Here is a 25,941-nt window from a genome sequence, read left to right on the forward strand (position 1 = left end):
CTCAGAAGTGAAACGTTGTAGCGCCGATGGTAGTGTGGGGTCTCCCCATGTGAGAGTAGGGAACTGCCAGGCATTAAATAAGACGAGAAAGCCAACCCAATGGGTTGGCTTTTTTGCGTTTGGAGTTTTTTATAGCTTAAAAGTCCAAAAATACAAGTCGCTTGTTTTATATTTAGGCTGTTAATAAGATAATTGCTAAATAATACCTTGGCTCCAACGAGAAAATTGCTCAATTCCCATTCGATTTAATATATAACGAAACCAAACACTGTAATTTTGTGCATTCTCTTCAATATCTTGATAAAGAGAATCGAGAGAGATCCAGCGATAATTCATAACTTCATCTGGATTGCTATGTGGTAATTCGTTACTAAACCCAAGAAATAGGTGATCAAATTCATGCTCTATCAGATCATCTGTCACTTTTTCGTTATACAGAATGGTTCCAATAGATTGCATATCACATTTCATACCTAATTCTTCATCTAAACGACGATGAATGGCATCTGAAAGTAATTCGTTTGGAAGCGGGTGACTACAACATGTATTTGCCCATAAACCACCAGAGTGATATTTAGATATTGCACGTTGCTGAATAAGTAATTGCTGTTTTGAATTAAAAATAAATATTGAAAAGGCTCGATGTAAGGCGCCTACAATATGAGCTTCCAGCTTTGGCATTGTTCCCAGCTCATTATCATTTTTATCTACGAGAATGACAGCGTCTTCCACAAGAAATCACCTTAATAAAATAATATATTGTTATAGCGTGAATATAACATGACTGTATATCAAATAACGATTTATTGTGTTGTTCTTTTTATGGCATCACAGGAATGATGCCTAGAATAAAAGGAAAGGAAGATCTAAGGGGTATAATATTGAACACCAATCTTAATAAGTTCTCTACCTTGTGATTTGCGATGCTTATTTGTATCTCTTAATGAATAAATACAGCCGCAATATTCTTGTTGGTAAAATTGTTCGCGTTTACTTATTTCGATCATTCTGGCAGAGCCCCCTTTTTTACGCCAATTATAATCCCAATAAACCATATTAGAATAAGGCGCTACTGCTCTTTCACCACAGCCATTTATCTGTTTCATATCTTTCCAGCGTGAGATCCCAAGCGAACTGGAAATGACGGAAAAACCATTTTCAGCGGCATAAAGTGCAGTTCTTTCAAAGCGCATATCAAAACACATTGTGCATCGAATACCACGTTCAGGCTCTTTTTCCATTCCTTTAGCTCTTTCAAACCAATTATCAGTATCATAATCAGCATCAACAAAAGGAATATTATGTTTTTTAGCAAAACGAATATTCTCTTCCTTACGAATTAAATACTCTTTTTGGGGATGAATATTGGGATTATAGAAAAAAATAGTGTAATCAATACCTGAAGCTTGTAATGCTTCCATGACTTCACCAGAACAAGGAGCACAGCAAGAGTGTAGTAAAAGCTTATTTGCATTTGCAGGTAATGTGAGCTTTTCTCGTATAAGAGTCATAGATGATCCTAAATAATATTATTTTAGTTGTAAAATGATGCCTTTATTATAGTAACAAATACGTAGATAATCTGCTTTTTTAAAATTATTTAAAAATAACCATTTGTTTTATATGAATTAAATATAATGAACGAAAATGATTTAGGTAATGACTATCAGAGAGTTTACTAGATTCATATTATGATGAGAGGTAAGATGAAATACTAATTCTGCTACTGTTTGTAGCAAAATCTAAAATAAAGGAATTTAGTTATGTCATCTATATTACCTCGCTCTGTAACCTCGCCAAAAAAATTCTTTATTGGTAGCCAATTACTGTCTTCTGTCGGTAAATATGTAAAAGATTTTGGTGATAACGCATTTATTATTAGTGATGAGTTTTTTTTAGAAAAAGTAACTAAAGAAGCAGTTCCTTCTCTAAAAGAAAATGGCATTGTCTCACTGGTTGAAAAATTTAATTATGAATGTACTGAGGCAGAAGTTAATCGCCTAGGTAAAATTGCCGTTGAAAATAAAGCGAATGTTATTATTGGTATTGGGGGCGGTAAGACATTAGATGTGTCTAAAGCTGTTGCTTATTATCAGCACATTCCTGTTATTTTATTCCCAACTATCGCTTCAACGGATGCACCTTGTACTGCATTGTCTGTACTATATAAAGAAAATGGTGAGTTTGATAAATATTTATTCTTACCACAAAACCCCGATGTTGTTATCGCAGATACCGCTATTATCGCATCAGCTCCACAACGCTTTTTCTCAGCGGGTGTTGGTGATGCACTAGCAACTTACTTTGAAGCTCGCGCTTGTTATCAAGCTGATGGCTTAAATTTAGTCAATCAACGTCCATCACGTACAGGTCTTGGTTTAGCAGAACTTTGCTTTGAAATGCTAAGTGAAAATATTGATAAAGCAATGGATGCGATTCGCCATAAAATTACCACTCCTGCATTAGAGCAAACTATTGAAGCAACAATCTACCTTAGTGGTGTTGGTGCTGAAGCAGGTGGCTTAGCAGCAGCTCACGCAGTAAATAATGGTATGTCTGCAGTTGAGTCTTTACACCGTGTCCAACATGGTGAAAAAGTCGTATTTGGTTTATTAACTCAATTAGTGTTAGAAAATGCACCACAAGAAGAAATTGATGAAGTGATCCGTATTATTAAAGCGGCAGAATTACCACTGACACTTGAAGATATGGGCATGAAAGAATTCATTGAAAACGAATGGCGCACTGTTGCTAAAATTGCCTGTGCTGAAGGTGACACTATGGGCAATATGCCAATGAAAGTAACTGAGGAAGATGTTTATAATGCAATGATTGCAGCTAACGCATTGGCTCATCGTTATAAATAATTCTTAGCTTGGCAAATGATTATCTTAAAACCCCAAATAGATTTTGGGGTTTTTCTTTAATCTAATGTTGGATTCATTTGGGCAAGATCGAACGGTGTTATCTGATAAACATAGTAGTTCAACCAATTAGCAAACAATAAATGCCCATGACTACGCCAAGAAGCGATAGGTTTTTTACTCGGATCATTATTAGGAAAATAGTTTTCTGGTAATTGAGGATCTAGTCCTGCTTTAACATCACGATGATATTCATCTGCTAGTGTATTGGGATCATATTCAGGGTGCCCCGTTGCAAAGACAACTCGCTTATCTTTTGATGCAAATAAATAAGCGCCAGCTTCTTCTGAAGTCGCAAGGATCTCCAAATCAGTATTATTTTGAATAAAGTCGATAGGAAAACCAGCATAACGAGAATGTGGAGCAAAGAAAGTCTCATCAAATCCGCGTGTTAACAGTGATAATGGTGAGCAAGTGTTATGACTATATACGCCTGAAATTTTTTGTTCTAGCGTATATTTAGGTAGGTCATATAAGATATTCAATCCAGCTTGAGCCGCCCAACAAATAAAGAGTGTAGAAGTAACATGCTCTTTAGCCCATGTGATCACTTCTTTTATTTCATCCCAATAAGCCACATCTTCAAATTCAACTAATCCTAAAGGTGCGCCAGTGACAATAAGACCATCGAAATTTTGCTCTTTAATTTGGTCAAAATCACAATAGAAAGTATCGAGATGCTCTACAGGCGTATTTTTAGGAATACGCGAGTCAATACGCAATAATTGAATATCAATTTGAAGAGGGCTATTCGAAAGCAATCGCAGAAATTGATTTTCTGTTTCTATTTTCTTTGGCATTAAATTAAGGATAAGCACTTTTAAAGGGCGAATGTCTTGAATACTCGCTCTACTGGATGTCATAACAAAGACATTCTCTTTTTGTAAACAACTGACTGCGGGTAGCTCATCGGGTACTCTAATTGGCATTTCAATAACCTCTAAAAAACATCTAGACATCTAGAAGCCTAAATTTAGCTAATAACCTTTTGAATGTCGAGGTCTTCATGTTGTGTATGAAGAATATTCATATAAGAAAAAGCTATATAGCCAAAATCATCAAGCATTAACATTCCTTTTCTCTGTTTATTATCGATCTCTTCCAGATCCCTCGAGTTATTTTTGAAATTTTGATTTTTGTACAATAAAAAAACACCGATGTAATCACATTGTTAAAAGTTATTTAAATAAAAATGGAATTCATTTTTGATTTTTGTAAAAACTGCATTAGTCTTAATCAGGTGTGCAAAAGCTTTTAGGGGAATGCAGAATGTCACAATCATTAACTACAGAAGAATTAAATTTTACGCAATCTTTTGGTGTTCAGGAAAAAGAGATATTAAATCATGATGTTAAATCGTTTTTAACTGATTTGGTAAATCACTTTTCAGATAGGCGCCATACTTTATTAGCTGAAAGAGATAGCTGGAAACAGAGAGTTGATAATGGCGAGCTTCCTAATTTTATTTCGGAATCAGATTCCATTATAAAATCAGAATGGAAGGTTAATCCTATACCAAAAGATCTTCAAGACCGTCGTGTTGAAATAACAGGACCAGTAGATCGCAAAATGGTCATCAATGCATTAAATGCCAATGTAAAAGTCTTTATGGCAGATTTTGAAGATTCCTTAGCGCCTACATGGGATAAAGTGATTGATGGTCAAATCAATTTGCGTGATGCCGTAGAAGGCACCATTTCTTATACCAATGAACAAGGCAAATGTTATCAGCTTAAAGCGTCACCTGCGGTATTGATTGCCAGAGTAAGAGGACTCCACCTTCCTGAAAAACATGTGTTATGGCAAGGCAAACCTATCGCAGGGGGATTATTTGATTTTGCTCTGTATTTTTACCATAACCACAAAGCCTTATTAGAAAAAGGGAGTGGTCCTTATTTTTACATTCCTAAATTGCAAACATGGCAAGAGGCTAAATGGTGGAGTGATGTTTTTCATTTCACTGAAAAGCGCTTTGGTTTAGCGGTAGGAACCATTAAAGCCACGGTATTAATTGAAACTTTACCTGCTGTTTTCCAAATGGAAGAAATTCTATTCCATATGAAAGAGCATATTGTTGGACTTAACTGTGGTCGTTGGGATTATATTTTTAGTTATATCAAGACACTAAAAAATTATCCTGATCGTGTATTACCCGATAGACAAGGGATCACGATGACTCAACCTTTCTTAAGTGCTTATTCGCGTTTACTGATCCAGACTTGCCATAAACGTGGTGCTTTTGCGATGGGTGGAATGTCTGCGTTTATTCCAAGTCGAGATCCAGAGCAAAACGGCATTATTTTGAAAAAAGTATTTGATGATAAAGAGCTTGAAGCAACAAATGGCCATGATGGTACTTGGATTGCTCATCCTGGTCTTGCTGAAACAGTATTGTCTGCTTTTGATGCCGTATTAGGGGCTCGCTCAAATCAACTCGATGTACAACGTAATGAAAAAATAACAGCAGAAATGTTATTAGCACCTTGTACAGGTGAACGTACAGAAAAGGGTATGAGAGCTAATATCCGCGTTGCTGTGCAATATATCGAAGCTTGGATTTCGGGTAATGGTTGCGTACCTATCTATGGATTAATGGAAGATGCGGCAACAGCAGAAATATCGCGTACTTCTATTTGGCAATGGATCCGCCATCAAAAAACACTGTCTGATGGGCAAGTCGTGACTAAAGATCTCTTTCGTAACATGCTGAAAGAAGAGCTTGAAGTCATACGCCAAGAAGTCGGTGACACTCGTTTTGAAGAAGGTCGTTTTAAAGAAGCGGCTTCTTTGATGGATAAGATCACAACCCAAGATGAATTAGTCGATTTTCTGACTTTACCGGGTTACCAACTTTTAAATTAAAAAAGATACGTCAAAACGTATTTATAAACTGCAAACATCATCACTACCGTATTTATAGGAGCTGTTTTTATGACTATTAGTAGATCAGAGCAAATCGCCCAATTAGAGAAAGAGTGGGAACAACCTCGCTGGAAAGGCATTACCCGTCCTTATAGCGCTGAAGATGTCATTAAATTAAGAGGTTCGGTTAACCCAGAACATACCTTAGCAAGACGTGGCGCTCAAAGGCTTTGGTCATCATTAAATGGAAAATCGAAGAAAGGTTATGTTAATGCATTAGGTGCTTTAACGGGTGGACAAGCGTTGCAACAAGCAAAGGCAGGATTAGAAGCTGTTTATCTTTCAGGGTGGCAAGTGGCAGCTGATGCTAACACAGCAGCAAGTATGTACCCTGATCAATCTTTATATCCAGTCGATTCTGTTCCTAATGTTGTTCAGCGTATCAATAATACGTTTAGACGAGCTGATCAAATTCAGTGGTCAAATGGTATTGGTCCTCAACATAAAGATTATATTGATTTTTTCCTTCCCATTGTGGCTGATGCTGAAGCAGGTTTTGGTGGCGTATTAAATGCCTTTGAATTAATGAAAGCGATGATCGAAGCTGGAGCTGCGGGTGTTCACTTTGAAGATCAGCTAGCGGCAGTAAAAAAATGTGGACATATGGGAGGAAAAGTATTAGTTCCAACCCAAGAAGCAGTACAAAAGCTGGTCGCTGCGCGTTTAGCGGCTGATGTGTCTGATGTGCCGACTCTGTTGGTTGCAAGAACAGATGCCGATGCTGCCGATCTTTTAACTTCAGATTGCGATCCTTATGATAGCTCGTTCTTAACTGGAGAACGTACACCTGAAGGTTTCTTCTGTACTCATGCGGGGATTGATCAAGCTATTAGTCGTGGTCTTGCTTATGCACCTTATGCCGATTTGGTGTGGTGTGAAACATCACTCCCGGATCTGAAAATGGCAGCGAAGTTTGCAGAAGCTATTCATGATAAATATCCCGGAAAAATGCTGGCTTATAACTGTTCGCCTTCCTTTAACTGGAAAAAGAATCTTGATGATCGCACGATTGCGCATTTCCAAGATGAGCTTTCTGCGATGGGCTATAAATTCCAGTTTATTACTTTGGCTGGCATTCACAGCATGTGGTTCAACATGTTCGATCTGGCACATGATTATGCCAAGGGCGAAGGTATGAAACATTATGTTGAGAAAGTACAAGAAAAAGAGTTTGCTGCACTTAATCAAGGCTATACCTTCTCATCGCATCAACAAGAGGTGGGAACTGGGTATTTCGATAAAGTAACGACGATCATTCAAGGTGGTATGTCTTCTGTAACAGCACTAACAGGCTCAACAGAAGAGCAACAATTCTAAGATCCCAAAATATCATTATCTGTTTTTGTGGTGATAATTCAGGAGCAGGATGCTCCTCTTTTTCGTGAGGTTGTTAATGACGCCAGAAGATTTGATTGCTCAAACAATTTTACAAGGCTTTGATGCCCAATATGGTCGCTTTCTGGAGATAACGTCAGGGGCACAATATCGTTTTGAGCAAGCAGATTGGCATGGTGTCCAAATAGCGATGAAAGAGCGCATCCGTTTATACGACAATCATGTTGGGTTAGTGGTTGAGCAACTTAAATGTATTCGACATGATATTGATAAAGAAAGCCTTTTTCTACAACAGGTGAAAGAGAATTATACGCAATTATTGCCCAATTACCCTCGATTTGAGATTGCCGAAAGCTTTTTTAATTCTGTTTATTGCCGTCTGTTTTACCATCGTGAATTGAATAAAAAGAATCTTTTTGTTTTCTCATCACAACCGGCTTATCGCTTTACACAAGCGCCTCGACCGTTATCAAAGCAGTTTGTTATTCAAAGTGATTTATCGACATTACTGCAAGATATTTTGTCTCGCTTACCTTTGCGACTACCGTGGCAAAATAAACAACGCGATATTCACTCTATTTGTAATGTACTTACTGCTCAGTTTTCTTCTGAACAATTGCACAATGCGGTATTTCATATTGCAAACGAACTTTTTTATCGTAATAAAGCGGCTTGGTTAATAGGCAAAATAGTGATTGATGATCAATATATTCCGTTCTTATTGCCTATTCATAATATTGAGCAGCAATTATTGATTGATACCTGCCTTATCTCTGCGGATGAAGCGAGTATTGTTTTTGGTTTTGCGCGTTCTTATTTTATGGTTTATGCCCCATTTCCTGCGGCATTAGTTGCTTGGCTAAGAGATATATTACCGGGTAAATCTATTGCTGAGCTTTATATGTCTATTGGATGCCAAAAGCACGGAAAAACAGAATATTACCGTGAATATCTTGCCTTTATGAATTTTTCATCAGAGCAATTTATTGAAGCGCCGGGTGTAAAAGGCATGGTGATGTTGGTATTTACGTTACCAACGTATGATCGTGTTTTTAAAGTAATCAAAGATAAGTTTGCACCCCAAAAAACGATCACTGCAGAGCGAGTAAAAGAGTGCTATCAGTTGGTTAAAGAACACGATCGCGTTGGACGAATGGCAGATACCCAAGAGTTTGAGAACTTTGTGATCGATAAGAAAAGAATTAGTCCTGAATTAATGACGATCCTTAAACAAGAGATCCCCAATAAGTTGGAAGATCTAGGTGATAAAATACTGATCCGCCATCTTTATATGGAACGTAGAATGATACCGCTCAATATCTATATGGAGCAGTGCGATGAAAATCAACTTAAAGCGGTTGTTGAAGATTATGGGCAAGCGTTGAAAGAGCTTATTGCGGCAAATATTTTTCCCGGCGATATGCTGTTTAAAAACTTTGGTGTGACTCGGCACCATCGTGTGATTTTCTATGACTACGATGAAATTAGTTATATGACAGATATGAATTTTCGCGCTATCCCGCCAGCTCGTTATCCTGAAGATGAATTAGCAAGTGAGCCTTGGTATAGCGTTGCGCTCAATGATGTATTTCCTGAAGAATTTCGCTATTTTCTATGTAGTGATAAGCGAGTTTGCCACTATTTTGAAGCTCAACATCATGAGCTTTTATCCCCAGAATATTGGCAGCAACAACAGCAAAAAATTAAAGAAGGGTATATCGAAGATGTTTATGCCTATTCTCAATCGAAGCGATTTACTTAATAAATAGCCCTGAGAAAAGATAAAAATAAAGGTAGGTACAAGGGGATACCTACCTTTATTGGGTAAAACCTATTTTTACACAGAGATAATTAACGTTGAGTGCCAGCGACGGCTTCTTTAGCTAATTCAGTAATACGTTGGAAATCACCTGCTTTTACTGCATCATTAGGCACTAACCAAGAACCACCAATGCAAAGCACACTCTCAAGTGCAAGGTAATTGCGGTAGTTTTCTGGTGAAATACCGCCTGTTGGGCAGAAGCGGACTTTTGAGAATGGTCCTGCAATTGCTTTTAATGCTTTCACGCCACCATTAGCTTCAGCTGGGAAAAATTTAAATTCATTTAACCCGTAGCTCATTCCCAGCATTAATTCAGACACTGTCGAAATACCCGGAATTAAAGGAATAGTTCCTGCAACGGCTGATTTGAGTAATGCTTCTGTTAATCCTGGGCTGATAGCAAATTGAGCACCTGCTTCAGTGACTTGAGCCAACTGTTGAGGATTAATTACTGTACCTGCACCCACAATGGCTTCAGGAACTTCTTTAGCAATACGGCGGATCGCCTCAATTGCGCATTCTGTACGTAATGTCACTTCTAAAACTTTTACACCACCGGCGACTAAAGCTTTTGCAACAGGGACGGCATCATCAATATTGTTGATAACAATAACAGGAACAACAGGCCCTGATTTTAGTACAGACTCTGCACTAGTATTCCAATGATCCATGATTGTATTTCCTAATCAGAAAGTGGCGAGCAAATGAATTTAATCTGCTCCTCGTTAAGCCTCAAAACTTGCCTACATTAAAAATCAATGCAACAAGCACCTTGTTCAGCACCTGATAAATGACGGCGTAAATTAACGAATAACTCACGACCACAGCCTGTATTATTGGCACTTAAATCAGGAATTTCATCTTGGCGAGTATTTAATGTTTGCTCATCGACAAGCAACGTTAACTCACCTGTTTTACCATTAACGCGAATGATATCACCATCACGCACTTTGGATAGTAAACCACCATTTACAGCTTCTGGAGTAACATGAATTGCAGCGGGTACTTTACCTGAGGCTCCTGAAAGTCGGCCATCTGTAACTAATGCTACCTTATAGCCTTTATCCATTAATACACCTAAAGGTGGCATAAGTTTATGTAATTCAGGCATACCATTCGCTTGTGGCCCTTGATAACGCACAACAACCACACAATTTTTATTTAGCTCGCCAGCTTCAAACTTAGCGGCAATATCATGTTGGCTATTAAACACAACAGCTGGAGCTTCGATAATTTTATTATCATCAGGTACTGCAGAGGTTTTCATTACGGCTCTACCTAAATTACCTTGCATCACTTGTGTGCCACCATGCGATGAGAATGGGGTATTAATATCCGCAATCACATCTTTATCTAAAGAGCTTATAGCGCCCTCACGCCAATCAAGTTTACCGTCATTTAACCAAGGCTCTAAGGTATAACGCTCAATACCAAATCCTGCAACAGTGTTCACATCACGATGAATTAAGCCTTTTTTCAGTAGCTCACGAATAATCAGTGCAATACCACCGGCTGCTTGAAATTGGTTAATATCGGCAGGACCATTAGGGTAAATGCGAGCAATAAGAGGAACAACTTGCGACAGTTCAGAAAAATCATCCCAATTAATAATAATACCCGCTGCTCGTGCCATTGCGACTAAATGCATGGTTAGATTAGTTGAACCACCGGTTGTTAGCAGCGCAATAATGCCGTTAACAATAACTTTTTCATCAACTAATTGGCCGATAGGAAGATAATTACCTGAGTTTTCTGTTAAGCGTACAATTTGATTTGCTGCCGCATCTGTTAATGCATCACGTAGTGGTGTATCTGGATGGACAAAAGAAGCGCCGGGTAAATGTAATCCCATCATTTCCATGACCATTTGATTAGAGTTTGCTGTACCGTAAAAAGTACAGGTTCCAATGCTATGATAAGACGCGGCTTCAGCTTCTAATAAAGCATTACGATCAACCTTACCTTCGGCATAAAGTTGGCGAATACGAACTTTTTCTTTGTTCGGCAAACCGCTAGTCATAGGACCTGCTGGAACAAAAATAGCAGGAAGATGACCAAAAGAGAGAGCCGCCATAGTCAGCCCGGGAACAATTTTATCGCAGATCCCTAAATAGAGCGCGCCATCAAACATATTATGGGACAAACCGACAGCCGCTGACATTGCAATAACATCACGGCTAAGGAGCGACAACTCCATACCATCTTGACCCTGAGTGACACCATCGCACATTGCAGGAACACCACCTGCCACTTGTCCTACTGCGCCAACAGCATGTAATGCCGTTTTAATTTTTTGAGGATAATCTTCATACGGCTTATGAGCTGACAACATATCATTGTAAGCAGTGATAATGGCAATATCATTATGAACCATATTTTTCAGGCGATTTTTATCTTCAGCCTGACAAGCAGCAAAACCATGAGCCAAATTACCGCAAGCCAATTGAGCACGATGCACGGTTTGGCTTTTTGCTGTTTCAATTTTTTTCAGATAAGCACGACGAGTCGCTTGTGAACGAGCAATAATGCGCTCAGTCACCTGTTTTACTGTCTCGTTAAGAGGGACAAAGTCGTTCTGAATTGGGTCATGATTTTTAGGGTTCATAATGATGCTTCCTTAATTCACACAAGGGTGATGAGCGTTACTATTAGCTTTAGAAAAAGAATATTTAAATTCGCCATAGTATTTGTTACCGGTAACATTGTTACGGGTAACAAGAGGAGTTGCAATACTCTTAATACGTCTTAAACAACATCTGTGATCGACATCAATTTTTTCAGGTGATAAATAACAGTTTTTTAATATTTGATGGGAATAGAGAGGGAAAAGTCGGTTTTTTACAAAGCTGAATCGTTTTATTTTGGAAAATACCTTCCTTGTTGTTGATGACAAGGAAGGCAAAAATAGGATTAACTTTTTACACCACCGTATTCACGGCTAATTTGTTTTGCTGCTTTGATAACCATCGCACCTAATTCAGTGATACGTGAATCTGTCATTCTGGAAACGGGCCCCGAAAGTGAAATAGCCGCAAAAGGCTGGTGGTGTTCATCATAAATACAAGCGCCAATACAGCGAAGACCTAAAGCATGTTCTTCATCATCGAAAGAAAAACCTTGTTTACGAGCTTGCTCTAAGTTTTCTTTTAGAGATGAAGGGAGTGTTCGGGTGTGAGGTGTATAAGCCATTAAGCCTTTTTTCTGGAGCAAAGGCAGTAATTTATTTTCTGGCAAAGTAGAAAGGAACGCTTTACCAGCACCAGATGCATGCATTGGTAATTTACCACCAATAGGTGCTGACATTCTCATTAGTGCATTACATTGCACTTGATCGACAATCACTGCATCAAATTCAATTTGGTCAAGAATAGCCAGATTAACGGTTTCGCCAGAGTCTTCCATCAATTGACGTAAAATAGGATGCACCATGACCAAAAGATTACGAGTTTGTAGAAAACTACTGCCAACAATAAAGGCGTGTGTACCCACAACCCATAAGCCTAAATCCCCGACTTGGCGGACAAAACCATGCTGTTGAAGTGTGGTGAGTAGGCGGTGTGTTGTGGAATTAGGTAATCCGGCTTGAAAGGCAAGATCTGTTAGGGCGATACCACCCGGAGATTCGGAAATATATTCCAATAATGTCAGTCCACGACTTAACGACTGAACAGGGCCTCCTTGTGCGGTGCTTTGAGTGGCAGTTGTTTTCGTCTTACGCACTTTTTTATTTGTAGGGGAAACTGTCATGCATACACTCCAGAAATGCTATCCATATTAATATCTATTATGAACTATCTGGTGTAATAAAACTCCTCCGATCACTGCATTTTTCAAAACAAAATGTGTGATAAGAAATATTTATTAAAAGCGTTTATCACTGAGTGAAAATCTCTCATCTTCGTCTTAGAAATCTTTGCAAAAAGATATGGTAGGATAAAAAAACAACGAAATAACAATAAAGAAAAACAAGCACAAAAGCATTCTCGATTAAGAGGAAACAACGTGGCAAACATAAAACAACAACTGGTGGAAGCATTAGGAAAACGTATCTTAGTACTTGATGGCGCAATGGGTACGATGATCCAGCAATATCAACTTACAGAAGCCGATTATCGCGGTGAGCGTTTTGCAGATTGGGATTGTGATGTTAAAGGGAATAATGACCTTTTAGTCTTAACACAACGTCAGATTATTGCAGATATACATGATGCTTATTTTCAAGCCGGTGCTGATATTGTTGAAACCAACACTTTTAACTCAACATCCATTGCGATGGCTGACTATCACATGGAGTCGCTCTGTTTTGAGCTGAATGAAGAGGCGGCAAAATTAGCGAAAGCCTGTGCAGAAAAATGGAGTGCTTTAACACCGGATAAACCTCGCTATGTAGCGGGTGTTTTGGGACCAACAAATAGAACAGCATCCATATCTCCTGACGTTAATGATCCCGCTTTTCGTAATGTTTCATTTGATAAGCTGGTGGAAGCTTATCGAGAAGCAACGCGCGGGTTAATTAAAGGCGGTGCTGATTTAATTATGGTCGAAACTATTTTCGACACACTAAATGCGAAAGCGGCTATTTTTGCGATTAAATGTGAGTTTGAATCGCTCAATATTGAATTGCCTGTGATGATCTCTGGCACCATTACAGATGCGTCAGGAAGAACCTTAACAGGTCAAACAACAGAAGCATTTTACCACTCTTTACGTCATGCTGATGCGCTCTCATTTGGTTTAAACTGCGCGTTAGGTCCTAAAGAATTACGTCAATATATTCAAACGCTTTCACAAATTTCTGAAACTTATGTCAGTGCTCACCCTAATGCGGGGTTGCCTAACGCATTTGGAGGCTATGATTTAGATGCCCAAGAAATGGCTGAACAAATTAAGGAGTGGGCACTAGCTGGTTTTCTCAATATTGTGGGTGGGTGCTGCGGAACAACACCTGCGCATATTCTCGCCATTTCACAAGCGGTAGAAGGTATTACACCAAGAAAATTACCTTCCTTGAAAAAAGCCTGTCGCCTTTCAGGTCTTGAACCGTTAGTCATTGATGAAAATTCACTGTTTGTGAATGTGGGAGAACGAACCAATGTTACAGGCTCTGCTAAATTTAAGCGCTTGATAAAGGAAGGTAATTATCAAGAAGCGTTAGATGTTGCACGTCAGCAAGTTGAAAATGGTGCCCAAATCATCGATATCAACATGGACGAAGGCATGTTAGATGCTGTTGAAGCCATGACACGTTTTCTTAACCTTATTGCTGGTGAGCCTGATATTGCTAAAGTGCCAGTGATGATTGACTCCTCTAAATGGGAAGTGATTGAAGAAGGCTTAAAATGTATTCAAGGCAAAGGAATTGTTAACTCCATTTCGATGAAAGAAGGGGAAATACCGTTTCTTGAACATGCTAAATTGGTGCGTAAATACGGTGCGGCTGTTGTTGTTATGGCGTTTGATGAAGTCGGACAGGCAGATACTCGAGAGCGTAAAATTGAAATTTGTCGTCGAGCTTATCAATTATTAACAGAGCAAGCGGGTTTTCCACCTGAAGATATTATTTTTGATCCTAATATCTTTGCTGTCGCCACAGGAATTGCAGAACATAATAATTATGCTGTTGATTTTATTGAAGTCTGTGCAGATATTAAATCTCAACTACCTTATGCCTTAATTTCAGGGGGGGTATCTAACGTTTCCTTCTCATTTAGGGGTAACGATCCTGTTCGTGAAGCAATTCACTCTGTTTTTCTTTATTACGCCGTAAAAAATGGTATGGATATGGGGATTGTAAATGCAGGGCAACTTGCTATTTACGACTCATTACCTGATGAACTGCGTAATGCAGTTGAAGACGTTATTTTAAATCGCCACGAAGAAAGCACAGATAACTTATTGGCATTGGCAGAGCGTTATCGTGGCACTAAAAGTGATGAACAAAATCACCAGCTTGCTGAGTGGCGACAATGGGATGTTGAAAAACGCCTAGAGTACGCGTTAGTTAAAGGGATCACTGAATTTATTGTTGAAGATACAGAAGCATGTCGCCAACAAGCATCAAGCCCCATTGAAGTGATTGAAGGACCATTGATGAATGGTATGAATACGGTGGGTGACTTGTTTGGCGAAGGTAAAATGTTTTTGCCTCAAGTTGTGAAATCAGCAAGAGTGATGAAACAAGCCGTAGCTTATCTTGAACCTTATATTCAGGCGTCGAAGCAAGCAGGTTCTTCGGCAGGTAAAATTTTATTGGCTACGGTAAAAGGAGATGTTCACGATATTGGTAAAAATATTGTGGGTGTTGTTTTGCAGTGTAATAACTATGAGATCATCGATCTTGGTGTGATGGTGCCTTGCGACAAGATCCTACAAACCGCGATTGATGAAAAGGTCGATATTATTGGCCTTTCTGGACTGATCACACCATCACTTGATGAGATGGTGAATGTTGCCAAAGAGATGGAAAGGCGTGGTTTTTCTTTACCCTTAATGATTGGTGGAGCAACAACCTCTAAAGCGCATACCGCAGTAAAAATAGAGCCGAATTATAGCCATCCTACCGTTTATGTACAAAATGCATCGAGAACCGTAGGTGTTGTTGCGGCACTATTATCTGAAACACAAAAAACCGATTTTGTTGCTAAAACGCGTCGTGAATATGAAGTAGTACGGCAACAATATGCCAGAAAAAAACCTCGTACTCCTCCTGTTTCTTTAGAGGTTGCGCGAAATAATGCGCTACAAATTGATTGGCAAAATTACATGCCACCAAAGCCCAATCAATTAGGTGTGCAGGAAATTACCGCTAGCATCGAAATATTGCGTGAATATATCGACTGGACGCCTTTCTTTATGACTTGGTCTTTAGCGGGTAAATATCCTCGTATTTTAGAAGATGACGTGGTTGGTGAAGAAGCAAAACGTGTATTTGCTGATGCAAATGCGATGTTGGATAAATTAAGCCGTGAAAAATTATTAACACCTAAAGGAATTATGGGGATCTTCCCTGCCAATCGTCAGGGTGATGATATTGTGATTTATCAAGATGAAAGTCGCCAACAAGTACTTTTGCAAAGCTGTCATTTACGTCAACAAACTGAGAAAAATGAGTTTCCTAATTACTGTTTAGCCGATTTTATTGCACCTGTTGAAAGTGGTATTGCTGATTATTTTGGGGCTTTTGCCGTCACAGGCGGATTAGAAGAAGATGCTCTCGCCAATGCTTATGATAATGCCCATGATGATTACAATAAAATTATGGTAAAGGCGTTATCAGATAGACTAGCAGAGGCATTTGCGGAATACCTTCATCAACAAGTGAGAACAAAAATTTGGGGTTATAGCCCTGATGAAGACCTCTCTAATGACGAACTTATTCGAGAAAAATATCAAGGAACACGACCTGCACCGGGATATCCTGCTTGTCCTGAACACACAGAAAAAGCAAAAATTTGGCAATTACTCGATGTTGAAAATCGCATTGGTATGAAGCTGACAGATGCTTATGCCATGTGGCCCGGCGCTTCAGTATCGGGTTGGTATTTTAGCCATCCTGAAAGTAAATATTTTGCTGTTGCTCAAATTCAAAAAGATCAGGTTGAAGATTATGCTAAACGCCGAGGAATGAGCATAAGTGAAGTTGAACGTTGGTTAGCGCCTAATTTAGGGTATGAGTCTTAATTTATTTTTATTCTCAGATCTCAATAATGTAATAAATAGTGAGGGGATAGCAATATCCCCTTGTTATTTTCACTAGTCGATCCCATTAAAGATGTTTAAGCTGTGAACCTGTATCAGAAAAAAGGACATTACAATGAACTATACTTTGTACCTTCAGAAAACCCCACCTGCTGGCGCTGAAGTGCCGTTTCCTTCTTTAGCCGAGGGAAATTATCTATTAAGTGAGGTTTTAATTAATGCTTTTTTAAATCTGATGCAACTCACAGGAAGCTTAGATACGGATGCTATTTTAGATGAAAAAGCATTTGATAAAATTTGGTTGAAAGCCGAAATGACACCAGCACGAATTGAAGAGGTTGGTGACTATATTTATCATAAAATTCCTACTTCTCCTGAACCGGTTGAAGAAGAAATCATTTTATTTAAGCAGGCGATGAAAGAAGAAGAAGCGTTATTAGCCAAAGAGAGTGGGAAAGAAGGAAATCTTCCTATTCATAAATTTGCTACAAATGATGGTTGGATAGTGACGCCAAAAGAGTGCGAAATAATTGCTTCTACATTGACAAAAAAGCTACTTGAAGAAAATCATGTATTTGTTGAACAGCTTGCAAAAATGTCTCATCTTGCACATCGTTCTTTAGAAATCGCTTTAATTGATTTTGGTAAATTTAATCAATTTGCTAAGAAATATGGCGGTTATCGGGTTTATTAAATTATTAAAAAATAGGCTTCTAAAAAGAAGCCTATTAGAAAACTTTAGTTTGGATTTATTTAAAAGATTAATTAATTTGTAAGTTCACTTCTTTTAATTTATCTAGATGATAGTTTAGCATATTTAAAATTTCACCATCAGATAATTTAAAATGGCGATCGCTAAGTATGTCTAATTCTTTTTCATATCTGTGAGTCATGCTATTTATTATTTCAATAAATTTATTTAGATTTTTATTATATTCTTGAAGTTCTTTTATATATTGTCTGAGTTCAGTAGGATCTGTTAAATCTTCATTGTTAATTTCATGGTTGTTTATTTTATCAATAAGTTCGGATTTGTATTTGTTATATTCATTTATTTTTTCAGGGATGTTTTTATCATCAGTATTTTCAATTTCTTTTGTTATTTCCTGAAAGCATTGATAATGTATATCAATGAGTTCTTTTATTTTCTCGTTAGGTCCTTTTATTTTATTAAATAGCTCTTCTTTAATTTTTAAAAGAGTTTCTTTTTTACTTGTTTCACTTTCTTGACTTATTTTTTTTATATTCTCTTTTTCAATTTTACTTAATATTTTGTTGTATTGTCCTATTGAGAAAATATCTTTATGCTTACACATATTATTTATTTTCATTATTGATTCAATACATTGTTGATCTAATAAAGAACTATCTTTTATATCATTAGAAGAAGTCTTATTTAACTCAATATTTTTTAAAATAGAGAGAGTGTTTTTCTCTGCTGTTGTATAACTTTGATTTGAGTTTTCGACCGAGGAAAGCTGATTTTTTATTTTTTTTAAAGTATTATCTGCGTTAGAGTATGTTACTTTTTCTGCGTTATTTTTTATAAAATTGCAAAGATTATCATAAATTTTCATTTTTATTACTCCATTAATAAAGTTAGATTTTGATTCTAATTATTATTAAATGAAGTTCTTTAAAGCTTACACCTTTTCAGCAATAAAGGTTGAATTTTGAGAGAGATAAAAATTTATCTCTCTTTTATATATTGATAATTGGTTATTAATTAAAACAAAGTATCATGTAATTTACGCACAATATTATCTGCATCTTTGCCATCAACTAATAAACATAAATTATGAGTACTTGCACCGTGGCTAATCATACGAATATTGTAATTTTCTAATGTGCCGAAAATCTTAATACCTAAACCATTTACCTGTGAAAGAGAGTTACCAATCACGGCAACTAACGCCAGATCTTCTTCTACTTCAACACGGCATAATGCAGAAAGCTCGGTTAATAAGGCATTCGTTAATAAACTGCCTGATGAATTTGTTGTACCCGTTGTATCAAGGGTTAAAGCAATACTGACTTCAGATGTTGTTATTACATCAACCGAAATATGATGGCGCGATAAAATGGTGAAAATTTCAGCCAAGAAACCACGTGCATGAAGCATTTTCAGGCTATGTAACGTGAGCAATGTTTGCTTTCTACGCAGTGCGATCGCACGGAATACAGGTGGATTTTCTGTTTGTGCACAAACTAAAGTACCGCCTTCTTCGGGAGCTTTGCTTGAGCCAACAAACACCGGAATGCCACTACGAACAGCAGGTAATAATGTAGCGGGGTGTAATATTTTAGCGCCAAAGGTTGCCATCTCTGCCGCTTCATCAAAGGCGATTTGATCAATACGATGCGCCTCTGGCACTATTCTTGGATCAGTGCTGTAAATGCCAGGTACATCCGTCCAGATATCGACACGAGACATTCCCAGTGCTTCACCAATCAAGGCGGCTGTATAGTCGCTACCGCCACGACCTAGTGTTGTGGTTCTGCCTTTTGGCTCTTGACCAATAAAACCTTGCGTGACAATAACCGTTTCTTCTAGGCGAGGTTGAATAAGACTTTTTGTGAGCTCAGTGAGTTGTGCCATATCAGGTTCAGCGTGACAAAATAGATCATTCGTTTTCATCACCTTTCTAACATCAAACCAATCTGCCTGTATGCCTTTTTCACGCAATAATTCAACGAAAAGCAAGGTTGACATTAACTCACCGTGACTGACTAATTCGTCTGTCAATGCATCTGATGTGGCAAGTGAAGCAGCTTCAGAAAGCATCTCAATATTCTCAAGCAGACGATTTATTTCTTGGGAAATAATTTCTGGTTGAGAAAGCTGGTTGATAATTGCGTACTCAATATCACGAACTTGTGAGAGTAAAGCTTCTCGTTGTGAGGGATCAGTACCTGCTGCAAGTTCAATCAGTAGATTAGTGATCCCAGCAGATGCAGAAAGGATGACGACACGAACTGACTTTTGTTTCAGGATAATATCTGCACATTTTTCCATTGCTGAATAGTTAGCAACACTCGTGCCACCAAATTTAGCGATAGTGTATGGTGATGATGAAGATGAAGGCGTAGCAGTATTATCAGTCATTGTCGTATTCCTTTAGGCAAAAATGAGATGTTGGACACAATTAGGAATATCGGTTATTAAGTAGAGAGTCAATGCAGAGTGAAGAATAATCAATTTAATTAATAATCAGCTCCGCATTATCGGTTTTACCTATGTAAGTAATTAGTACTAGATTTGTTGAATGGTTTTGACCAATATCATCAAATGAGAAAGAATTGACTGTAACTATTAAATGTCAGGCTACAATCTGAGAATATTGGATTGTAATCTTAAGAGAGTATTGTGAATGAAAAATGTAAACCCAACCCAAACCTTAGCCTGGAAGGCATTAGAAAACCATTTTTCGGTTATCAAAGATACCGAGATGAAAACACTGTTTTCTCAGGAGCCATCACGCTTTGAGCAATTTTCAAAGATGTTTTCAGACCAAATTCTAGTGGATTTTTCAAAAAACCGTATTACGAAAGAAACATTAGAGAAATTGCAGGCTTTGGCTAAGGAATGTGACGTTGAAGGTGCGATAAATAGCATGTTTACGGGTGAAAAAATCAACCGTACTGAAGATCGTGCTGTATTGCATACTGCATTACGTAATCGTAGCAATGCTCCCGTAATCGTTGATGGCAAGGATGTCATGCCAGAAGTTAACGCTGTGCTGAATAAAATGAAAAAGTTCAGTGAACGTATTATTAGTGGCGAGTGGAAAGGTTATACAGGTAAGGCGATTACTGATGTTGTAAATATTGGTATCGGTGGTTCTGATCTTGGTCCTTATATGGTGACAGAAGCATTACGTCCGTATAAAAATCATCTTACTATGCATTTTGTTTCTAATGTCGATGGTACGCATATCGCAGAAACATTGAAAAAATGTGATCCTGAAACAACGTTATTCCTCATCGCATCAAAAACATTCACCACACAAGAAACCATGACAAATGCGCATTCAGCAAGAGATTGGTTCTTAGCCTCTGCGAAAGAGAGTGCATTTGTTGCTAAACACTTTGTTGCGTTATCCACTAACAGCACCGAAGTGGCAAAATTTGGTATTGATACTGCCAATATGTTTGAATTCTGGGATTGGGTTGGTGGTCGTTATTCATTATGGTCAGCAATTGGTTTATCTATCGCATTATCTGTTGGTTATGACAACTTTGAGCAATTGCTGGAAGGTGCTCATGCTATGGATAACCACTTTAGAACAACAGATGCTGAAAATAACATCCCAATGATCCTTGCTCTGATTGGCATTTGGTATAACAATTTTTTTGGTACAGAAACTGAAGCGATTCTGCCATACGATCAATACATGCATCGTTTCGCTGCTTACTTCCAACAAGGTAATATGGAATCTAATGGTAAGTATATTGATCGTGATGGAAACAAAGTGAATTATCAAACGGGTCCTATCATTTGGGGAGAGCCGGGTACAAACGGTCAACATGCGTTTTACCAACTGATCCACCAAGGAACCAAAATCATCCCTTGTGATTTTATTGCGCCAGCAATTAGCCATAATCCATTATCAGATCATCATGCAAAACTGATGTCTAACTTCTTTGCTCAAACAGAAGCACTTGCTTTTGGTAAAACACGCGAGCAAGTTGATGCTGAATTTGCCGCAGCAGGAAAAGATCCTAAAACCATGGATTATGTTGCACCTTTCAAAGTGTTCGAAGGTAATCGTCCAACGAACTCTATTCTGTTAAAAGAAATTACGCCTTATTCATTAGGTGCATTGATTGGAATGTATGAGCATAAGATCTTTGTACAAGGTGTTATTTTCAACATCTTCACGTTTGACCAATGGGGTGTTGAATTAGGTAAACAACTGGCTAACCGTATCCTTCCTGAATTAAAAGGTAAGGAAAGTGTTAACAGCCATGATAGCTCAACAAATAATCTGATTAATCGTTACAAAGCATGGCGTTAATCGAATAAACTGAATATAAGTAGTTGGTTAGATAAAAAGGAGGTTTTTATAACCTCCTTTGTTTTTTGATTATTTAGTGCTCAATCTGATTTTCTTTTAACGCTTTTTTAGATTATTTATGCGAAATGTTATCAGCTTTTAACTTCCATTAGTCACATCATGATATCCTTATGCATCATGACTCACACAAGCTAGGATCATCAAAGCGTGATGATGAATAAATGTTCAAAAAATCAATAATTACCCCTGCACCTATCCATTGGCTACCCAGTGAGGAACATGCAACTATTCAAGAAAGTACATTAAGTTGGTTAATGGAATTAGGCTCAATGACACGGCGATTTGAACAATATTGCCAAAAAGTCACCGTAATGCCTTATCAAGAAGGATTTATTGACCTTATTGAATCCGCTGATGAAAGCGCGTGTTTACCCAAAAGTCAGCGTTATTGGTTAAGAGAAGTGGTATTGTGTGGTGACGATATTCCTTGGTTATTAGGGCGAACGCTAGTACCAGAAGAGACATTGACAGGCGAAGATAGAAAACTGGTCAATCTAAGAACCGTTCCACTTGGGCGTTATCTGTTTCAGGAAACAACCTTAAGTCGCGATTTTATTCATATCGGGCAACAAAATGGGTATTGGCTACGCCGTTCTCGTTTCCAGCTTTCAGATAAACCTTTATTATTAACCGAGATGTTTCTACCTGCATCACCAGTGTATAAGAAGTAATTAGGGGGAGCTAAAATTGGAGGGAAGTATGACGCAAAGTAAATGGCAAGCATATAGCCGTTTAATGCGTATAGATAAACCTATCGGAGCGCTATTATTACTTTGGCCAACTTATTGGGCTTTATGGATTGCTGCTAAAGGCTTTCCTGATTGGCATATTCTGATTGTCTTTACTATTGGCGTGTTCTCTATGCGTGCCGCTGGGTGTGTAATAAACGACTTTGCTGACCGAAAAATTGATGGCAGTGTTGAACGAACTAAAAATCGACCATTACCTAGTGGGGCTGTGACAGAAAAAGAGAGCAAAATTTTATTTATCGTTTTGGTACTCTTGTCCTTTGCATTAGTTCTAACACTTAATACCATGACTATTTGGCTCTCTGTTGCAGGGCTTGCGTTGGCATGGTTTTATCCTTTCGTTAAACGGTTTAGTAATCTACCTCAGCTTATTTTAGGTATGGCTTTTGGCTGGTCAATTCCTATGGGATTTGCTGCTGTTTCTGAAAGCTTACCGTTAGTATGTTGGCTATTATTTCTTGTCAACATTGTCTGGTCTGTTGTTTACGATACGCAATATGCAATGGTTGACCGTAATGATGATATAAAAATTGGGGTTAAATCTACCGCTATTCTATTCGGTCGTTATGACAAAATTATTATCGGTATTTTACAACTGGTGATGTTGGCATTATTGGTGGGTATCGGTATTTTGCTGAATCTGAAAGGTATCTACTACTGGTCGCTATTGTTAGTAACAGCGCTGTTTATTTATCAGCAGAAGCTTATTGCAGAGCGTGAAAGAGCACCGTGTTTCCAAGCTTTTATGAATAATAACTATGTTGGCTTTGTTTTATTTGCGGGTATTTTATTTAGTTATTTTTAAGATAAGTAAGCGCTGAAGTATTCTCTACTATTGGGTAGAAACAAAAAGGGATAAGCAATGAGCTTATCCCTTTTCTATTTCAGTAATCACACAGTTTACTGATTATTCATCAGCTTCAGACTTACTTTTTTCATCAACAGCTTGTACTGAATTGTTATCTTCAGTGATCCCCACGCTTTCAATGGTTAAGCGAATTTCTGGTGACATTAATTTTGCAATCACTTGGTAAAGGGCAGATGCATCTGCTTTTAGGATATCTTCATTATCATTGAGATAACCTTCTTCACGTAGTGTTGAAACTAAGGTAGAGAATACCGCTTTATCAAAGAATTCAGGTGCGTTGATACCATGCAAGACTGAAAGACGTTGTGCCAAGATACGGCTCTCTTTTTCCAATAATGCACGGCTAATTTCAGGAGCAAAATTGAGTAAGGAAAGCGTAATTCCATAGCGTTGCAATGTTTCTCTGACACTGGCAGCTAACAGTTGTAATGGACGAATACGCGCTGGATTAATACGCAGTAAGCCATCATTATCACAACAAATCAGGCGCTGACGGCACAGTTCTGTAATCAAAGTATTAATGACTTCAGGGAGCTCTTCTTTCTCATAACGAATAAATAGTTCCGCTTTAATAAGAGGGAAGATTAGCTCAACTTGTTTCATTAAATCATCACGATGAATTTTTTCATGATGTAAGACGATGCTTGCAATTAATGATGGAGTAATCATTAAGTGGATTGTGTTGTTGCGATAATAAGTCATTAATACCGCACTTTCACGAGGGAGCACCACAATATCACCCAGACTGTCTTTTTCGACTTGGAATTTATCAGATTGCAACGCGTGTTCTAATAAGGCTTCAGCATTTTTATCAGACACAATCATATCTGTCGAATAAGGCACATTGCGTAATAATTGCAGATAACAATCGACTTGCTCTAACAGTTGCTCTCTAGTGAGAGCACGCTGGCGAGATGCCAACAAGGCCGTTGAAACAAGGTTAATCGCATTAATAGATGCTGCATTATTAATATGAACCATAATGTTGTCTGCCAGTGTGCTTACTGTTGGGTTTAACCAACTTGGGCGTTGTGGCTCAATTGGGTCAATATCATCACGCCATTGTGGAACAGCCTGATTTAAGTATTGGACAACAGAAATCGGCTCACCAAAGTTCACATAGCCTTGACCAAGGTTACGTAATTTACGTAATCCTCTGACCATCTGCATAAAGCCTTCTTTCTCTTTTGTTGCGCCACGTAATTCTTTGGCATAGGTTGCCACTTCCATAACGTGTTCATATCCAATGTAAATTGGAACAACAGAGATAGGGCGTGTTTCACCGCGTAACATGGCTTGTACCGTCATTGAAAGTGTTCCTGTTTTAGGATCTAACAATCGACCTGTACGAGAGCGTCCACCTTCAACGAAATATTCAATCGAGTAACCGCGTGTAAATAGCTCACCTAAATATTCGCGGAAAATGGTGGAGTAAAGCTTGTTACCTTTAAAGGTTCTTCTGATAAAGAAAGCCCCTAAACGGCGGAAAATAGGCCCTGCTGGCCAGAAATTGAGGTTAATACCTGCCGCAATATGTGGCGGTACTAAACCTTGATGATAAAGCACATAGGAAAGCAGTAAGTAGTCCATGTGGCTACGGTGACAAGGAACATAAACGATTTCATGCCCATCTTGTGCGAGTTTACGTACTCGCTCGGCATTATAAACGTTGATACCTTGGTAGAGCTTATTCCATGTCCAACTTAATACGCGATCACTAATACGCACCGCTTCATATGAGAAATTAGCTGCAATTTCTTCCATGATATCTGTGGCATTTTTACGCGCTTTATCAAGTGAGATTTTCTTCGCTTTTGATTCATCTTCAATCGCTTTTTCAATGGCTTTCGATGAGAGCAATTTATTGAAGAGATCTTGGCGTGCTGGCAATTTTGGACCAACAGCTGCTAAACGCTGACGTGAAAAGTGGATACGCGCAACACGCGCAAGTTTTCGAGCTATACTGGTGTCAGTACCGTGTTCGTTCGCCATTTCACGCATTGAAACAGTGGGTGAAAAACGAACAAAGCTATCACGACCTAACCAGAGGATAGCGATAAATTTTTGGATACCGTTAAGCACACGTAAATGTGGAACGCCATTATGGCCTTCACGACCTGGAGAGCGTCCAAACATCACGGAAACCGGCAACATCTCGATATCAAGATGTGGGTTATTACGATGTGCATCAAGATAAGCGTGGAATGTCTTCACGGAATCTTTACGAGGATCAGGCGAGTAGTAACGGAATACTCTTGGGCCGTCATCAATAAAGACATACGCAGGAAGCTTAGTTCCACCGATCTCAATAGGTTGCAGCGGATCAGGCAACCCTAATGAAAGACACTGCTGTCGTAATGTCAGTAAGTCCGCCTTTGAATGATAAGGCAGAACGTAAAGGAAAGATCGCGACGTATCTAACCCTAATTCAGTGATAGGATCAGTCGGAACTCGTTTGCTTTTTACCAATAATTTTAGTGGTAAATTCAATGTGTTATAATATAGTTTACGCCAAGCTGACATAAATAGTTGTAGCCTCTTATTA

General features: G+C 38.3%; 19 protein-coding genes. 10 read left to right on the plus strand and 9 right to left on the minus strand.

From position 1 onward, the window contains the following. The coding region (locus ABN236_RS06670; RefSeq protein WP_349473622.1) for a hypothetical protein at positions 1-184 on the plus strand (184 nt) is incomplete at its 5' end. Positions 185-195: 11 nt separating this feature from the next. Here the strand turns inward: ABN236_RS06670 and idi are convergent. Together idi and ABN236_RS06680 are read right to left on the minus strand one after the other, a co-directional pair. After that, positions 196-732 (minus strand): isopentenyl-diphosphate Delta-isomerase, encoded by a 537-nt coding sequence (gene idi / locus ABN236_RS06675; protein ID WP_088494403.1) that lies wholly within the window; start codon positions 730-732, stop codon positions 196-198. 134 nt (positions 733-866) lie between these two features. Beyond that, entirely contained in the window at positions 867-1,511 is a 645-nt protein-coding gene (locus tag ABN236_RS06680) for an epoxyqueuosine reductase QueH (protein ID WP_102949447.1), read from the minus strand. A 252-nt stretch (positions 1,512-1,763) separates the two neighbouring features. Between ABN236_RS06680 and ABN236_RS06685 the strand changes: the two genes are divergently transcribed. Next, a complete protein-coding gene (locus ABN236_RS06685; RefSeq protein WP_102949448.1) occupies positions 1,764-2,867 on the plus strand; it encodes a glycerol dehydrogenase in 1,104 nt (367 codons plus the stop codon). A gap of 56 nt (positions 2,868-2,923) precedes the next feature. On the opposite strand, the gene metA is transcribed toward ABN236_RS06685, so the two are convergent. Next, a complete protein-coding gene (metA, locus tag ABN236_RS06690) occupies positions 2,924-3,853 on the minus strand; it encodes a homoserine O-acetyltransferase MetA (protein ID WP_349473810.1) in 930 nt (309 codons plus the stop codon). Between the two features lie 340 nt (positions 3,854-4,193). Between metA and aceB the strand changes: the two genes are divergently transcribed. The 3 genes from aceB (at position 4,194) to aceK (ending at position 8,943) form a co-directional block, all read left to right on the plus strand. After that, positions 4,194-5,786, plus strand: a complete 1,593-nt coding sequence (gene aceB / locus ABN236_RS06695; RefSeq protein WP_349473623.1) for a malate synthase A — start codon at positions 4,194-4,196, stop codon at positions 5,784-5,786. 69 nt (positions 5,787-5,855) lie between these two features. After that, on the plus strand, positions 5,856-7,163 hold the full coding sequence (aceA, locus tag ABN236_RS06700) for an isocitrate lyase (protein WP_072065199.1): 1,308 nt from the start codon (positions 5,856-5,858) through the stop codon (positions 7,161-7,163). A 70-nt stretch (positions 7,164-7,233) separates the two neighbouring features. Then, a complete protein-coding gene (gene aceK, locus ABN236_RS06705) occupies positions 7,234-8,943 on the plus strand; it encodes a bifunctional isocitrate dehydrogenase kinase/phosphatase (protein WP_502929623.1) in 1,710 nt (569 codons plus the stop codon). Between the two features lie 89 nt (positions 8,944-9,032). On the opposite strand, the gene ABN236_RS06710 is transcribed toward aceK, so the two are convergent. The 3 genes from ABN236_RS06710 to iclR all read right to left on the minus strand — a co-directional run bounded on the left by ABN236_RS06710 (position 9,033) and on the right by iclR (position 12,750). Continuing rightward, positions 9,033-9,674 carry a bifunctional 4-hydroxy-2-oxoglutarate aldolase/2-dehydro-3-deoxy-phosphogluconate aldolase gene (locus ABN236_RS06710; protein WP_194951342.1) on the minus strand — a complete coding sequence of 214 codons (642 nt, stop codon included), beginning with the start codon at positions 9,672-9,674 and terminating at the stop codon, positions 9,033-9,035. Positions 9,675-9,751: 77 nt separating this feature from the next. After that, complete coding sequence (edd, locus tag ABN236_RS06715; protein WP_349473625.1) at positions 9,752-11,608, minus strand: phosphogluconate dehydratase; 1,857 nt, start codon at positions 11,606-11,608, stop codon at positions 9,752-9,754. Positions 11,609-11,913: 305 nt separating this feature from the next. Beyond that, positions 11,914-12,750 (minus strand): glyoxylate bypass operon transcriptional repressor IclR, encoded by an 837-nt coding sequence (iclR, locus tag ABN236_RS06720; RefSeq protein ID WP_075673076.1) that lies wholly within the window; start codon positions 12,748-12,750, stop codon positions 11,914-11,916. Positions 12,751-13,005: 255 nt separating this feature from the next. On the opposite strand from iclR, the gene metH reads away from it, so the two are divergent. Then, entirely contained in the window at positions 13,006-16,683 is a 3,678-nt protein-coding gene (gene metH / locus ABN236_RS06725; RefSeq protein ID WP_349473626.1) for a methionine synthase, read from the plus strand. 133 nt (positions 16,684-16,816) lie between these two features. Next, complete coding sequence (locus ABN236_RS06730) at positions 16,817-17,395, plus strand: hypothetical protein (RefSeq protein ID WP_227718967.1); 579 nt, start codon at positions 16,817-16,819, stop codon at positions 17,393-17,395. Positions 17,396-17,462: 67 nt separating this feature from the next. Here ABN236_RS06730 and ABN236_RS06735 read toward each other — a convergent pair whose 3' ends face one another. Both ABN236_RS06735 and lysC read right to left on the minus strand, forming a co-directional pair. Beyond that, positions 17,463-18,278, minus strand: coding sequence for a hypothetical protein (locus tag ABN236_RS06735; protein WP_349473627.1), 816 nt, complete (start codon positions 18,276-18,278; stop codon positions 17,463-17,465). Positions 18,279-18,427: 149 nt separating this feature from the next. Further along, on the minus strand, positions 18,428-19,807 hold the full coding sequence (lysC, locus tag ABN236_RS06740; protein ID WP_349473628.1) for a lysine-sensitive aspartokinase 3: 1,380 nt from the start codon (positions 19,805-19,807) through the stop codon (positions 18,428-18,430). Positions 19,808-20,072: 265 nt separating this feature from the next. On the opposite strand from lysC, the gene pgi reads away from it, so the two are divergent. The 3 genes from pgi (at position 20,073) to ubiA (ending at position 23,333) form a co-directional block, all read left to right on the plus strand. Continuing rightward, on the plus strand, positions 20,073-21,719 hold the full coding sequence (gene pgi, locus ABN236_RS06745; protein ID WP_349473629.1) for a glucose-6-phosphate isomerase: 1,647 nt from the start codon (positions 20,073-20,075) through the stop codon (positions 21,717-21,719). A gap of 221 nt (positions 21,720-21,940) precedes the next feature. Continuing rightward, complete coding sequence (gene ubiC / locus ABN236_RS06750) at positions 21,941-22,450, plus strand: chorismate lyase (RefSeq protein WP_349473630.1); 510 nt, start codon at positions 21,941-21,943, stop codon at positions 22,448-22,450. A 28-nt stretch (positions 22,451-22,478) separates the two neighbouring features. Then, positions 22,479-23,333, plus strand: coding sequence for a 4-hydroxybenzoate octaprenyltransferase (ubiA, locus tag ABN236_RS06755; protein ID WP_088494414.1), 855 nt, complete (start codon positions 22,479-22,481; stop codon positions 23,331-23,333). 102 nt (positions 23,334-23,435) lie between these two features. Here the strand turns inward: ubiA and plsB are convergent, their stop codons facing one another. Further along, positions 23,436-25,919, minus strand: coding sequence for a glycerol-3-phosphate 1-O-acyltransferase PlsB (plsB, locus tag ABN236_RS06760; RefSeq protein WP_349473631.1), 2,484 nt, complete (start codon positions 25,917-25,919; stop codon positions 23,436-23,438). Between the last annotated feature and the right edge of the window lie 22 nt (positions 25,920-25,941).

This window comes from Proteus sp. fly-1013 (genome assembly GCF_040140245.1).
Classification (GTDB): Bacteria; Pseudomonadota; Gammaproteobacteria; order Enterobacterales; family Enterobacteriaceae; genus Proteus; species Proteus mirabilis_B.

Excerpts from the sequence above, each read along its gene's own strand:
- ABN236_RS06680 (WP_102949447.1), bottom strand. The coding sequence starts at position 1,511 with ATGACTCTTATACGAGAAAAGCTCACATTACCTGCAAATGCAAATAAG.
- ABN236_RS06685 (WP_102949448.1), top strand. The coding sequence starts at position 1,764 with ATGTCATCTATATTACCTCGCTCTGTAACCTCGCCAAAAAAATTCTTT.
- metA (WP_349473810.1), bottom strand. The coding sequence starts at position 3,853 with ATGCCAATTAGAGTACCCGATGAGCTACCCGCAGTCAGTTGTTTACAA.
- aceB (WP_349473623.1), top strand. The coding sequence starts at position 4,194 with ATGTCACAATCATTAACTACAGAAGAATTAAATTTTACGCAATCTTTT.
- aceA (WP_072065199.1), top strand. The coding sequence starts at position 5,856 with ATGACTATTAGTAGATCAGAGCAAATCGCCCAATTAGAGAAAGAGTGG.
- ABN236_RS06710 (WP_194951342.1), bottom strand. The coding sequence starts at position 9,674 with ATGGATCATTGGAATACTAGTGCAGAGTCTGTACTAAAATCAGGGCCT.
- edd (WP_349473625.1), bottom strand. The coding sequence starts at position 11,608 with ATGAACCCTAAAAATCATGACCCAATTCAGAACGACTTTGTCCCTCTT.
- iclR (WP_075673076.1), bottom strand. The coding sequence starts at position 12,750 with ATGACAGTTTCCCCTACAAATAAAAAAGTGCGTAAGACGAAAACAACT.
- ABN236_RS06730 (WP_227718967.1), top strand. The coding sequence starts at position 16,817 with ATGAACTATACTTTGTACCTTCAGAAAACCCCACCTGCTGGCGCTGAA.
- ABN236_RS06735 (WP_349473627.1), bottom strand. The coding sequence starts at position 18,278 with ATGAAAATTTATGATAATCTTTGCAATTTTATAAAAAATAACGCAGAA.
- lysC (WP_349473628.1), bottom strand. The coding sequence starts at position 19,807 with ATGACTGATAATACTGCTACGCCTTCATCTTCATCATCACCATACACT.
- pgi (WP_349473629.1), top strand. The coding sequence starts at position 20,073 with ATGAAAAATGTAAACCCAACCCAAACCTTAGCCTGGAAGGCATTAGAA.
- ubiC (WP_349473630.1), top strand. The coding sequence starts at position 21,941 with ATGTTCAAAAAATCAATAATTACCCCTGCACCTATCCATTGGCTACCC.
- ubiA (WP_088494414.1), top strand. The coding sequence starts at position 22,479 with ATGACGCAAAGTAAATGGCAAGCATATAGCCGTTTAATGCGTATAGAT.
- plsB (WP_349473631.1), bottom strand. The coding sequence starts at position 25,919 with ATGTCAGCTTGGCGTAAACTATATTATAACACATTGAATTTACCACTA.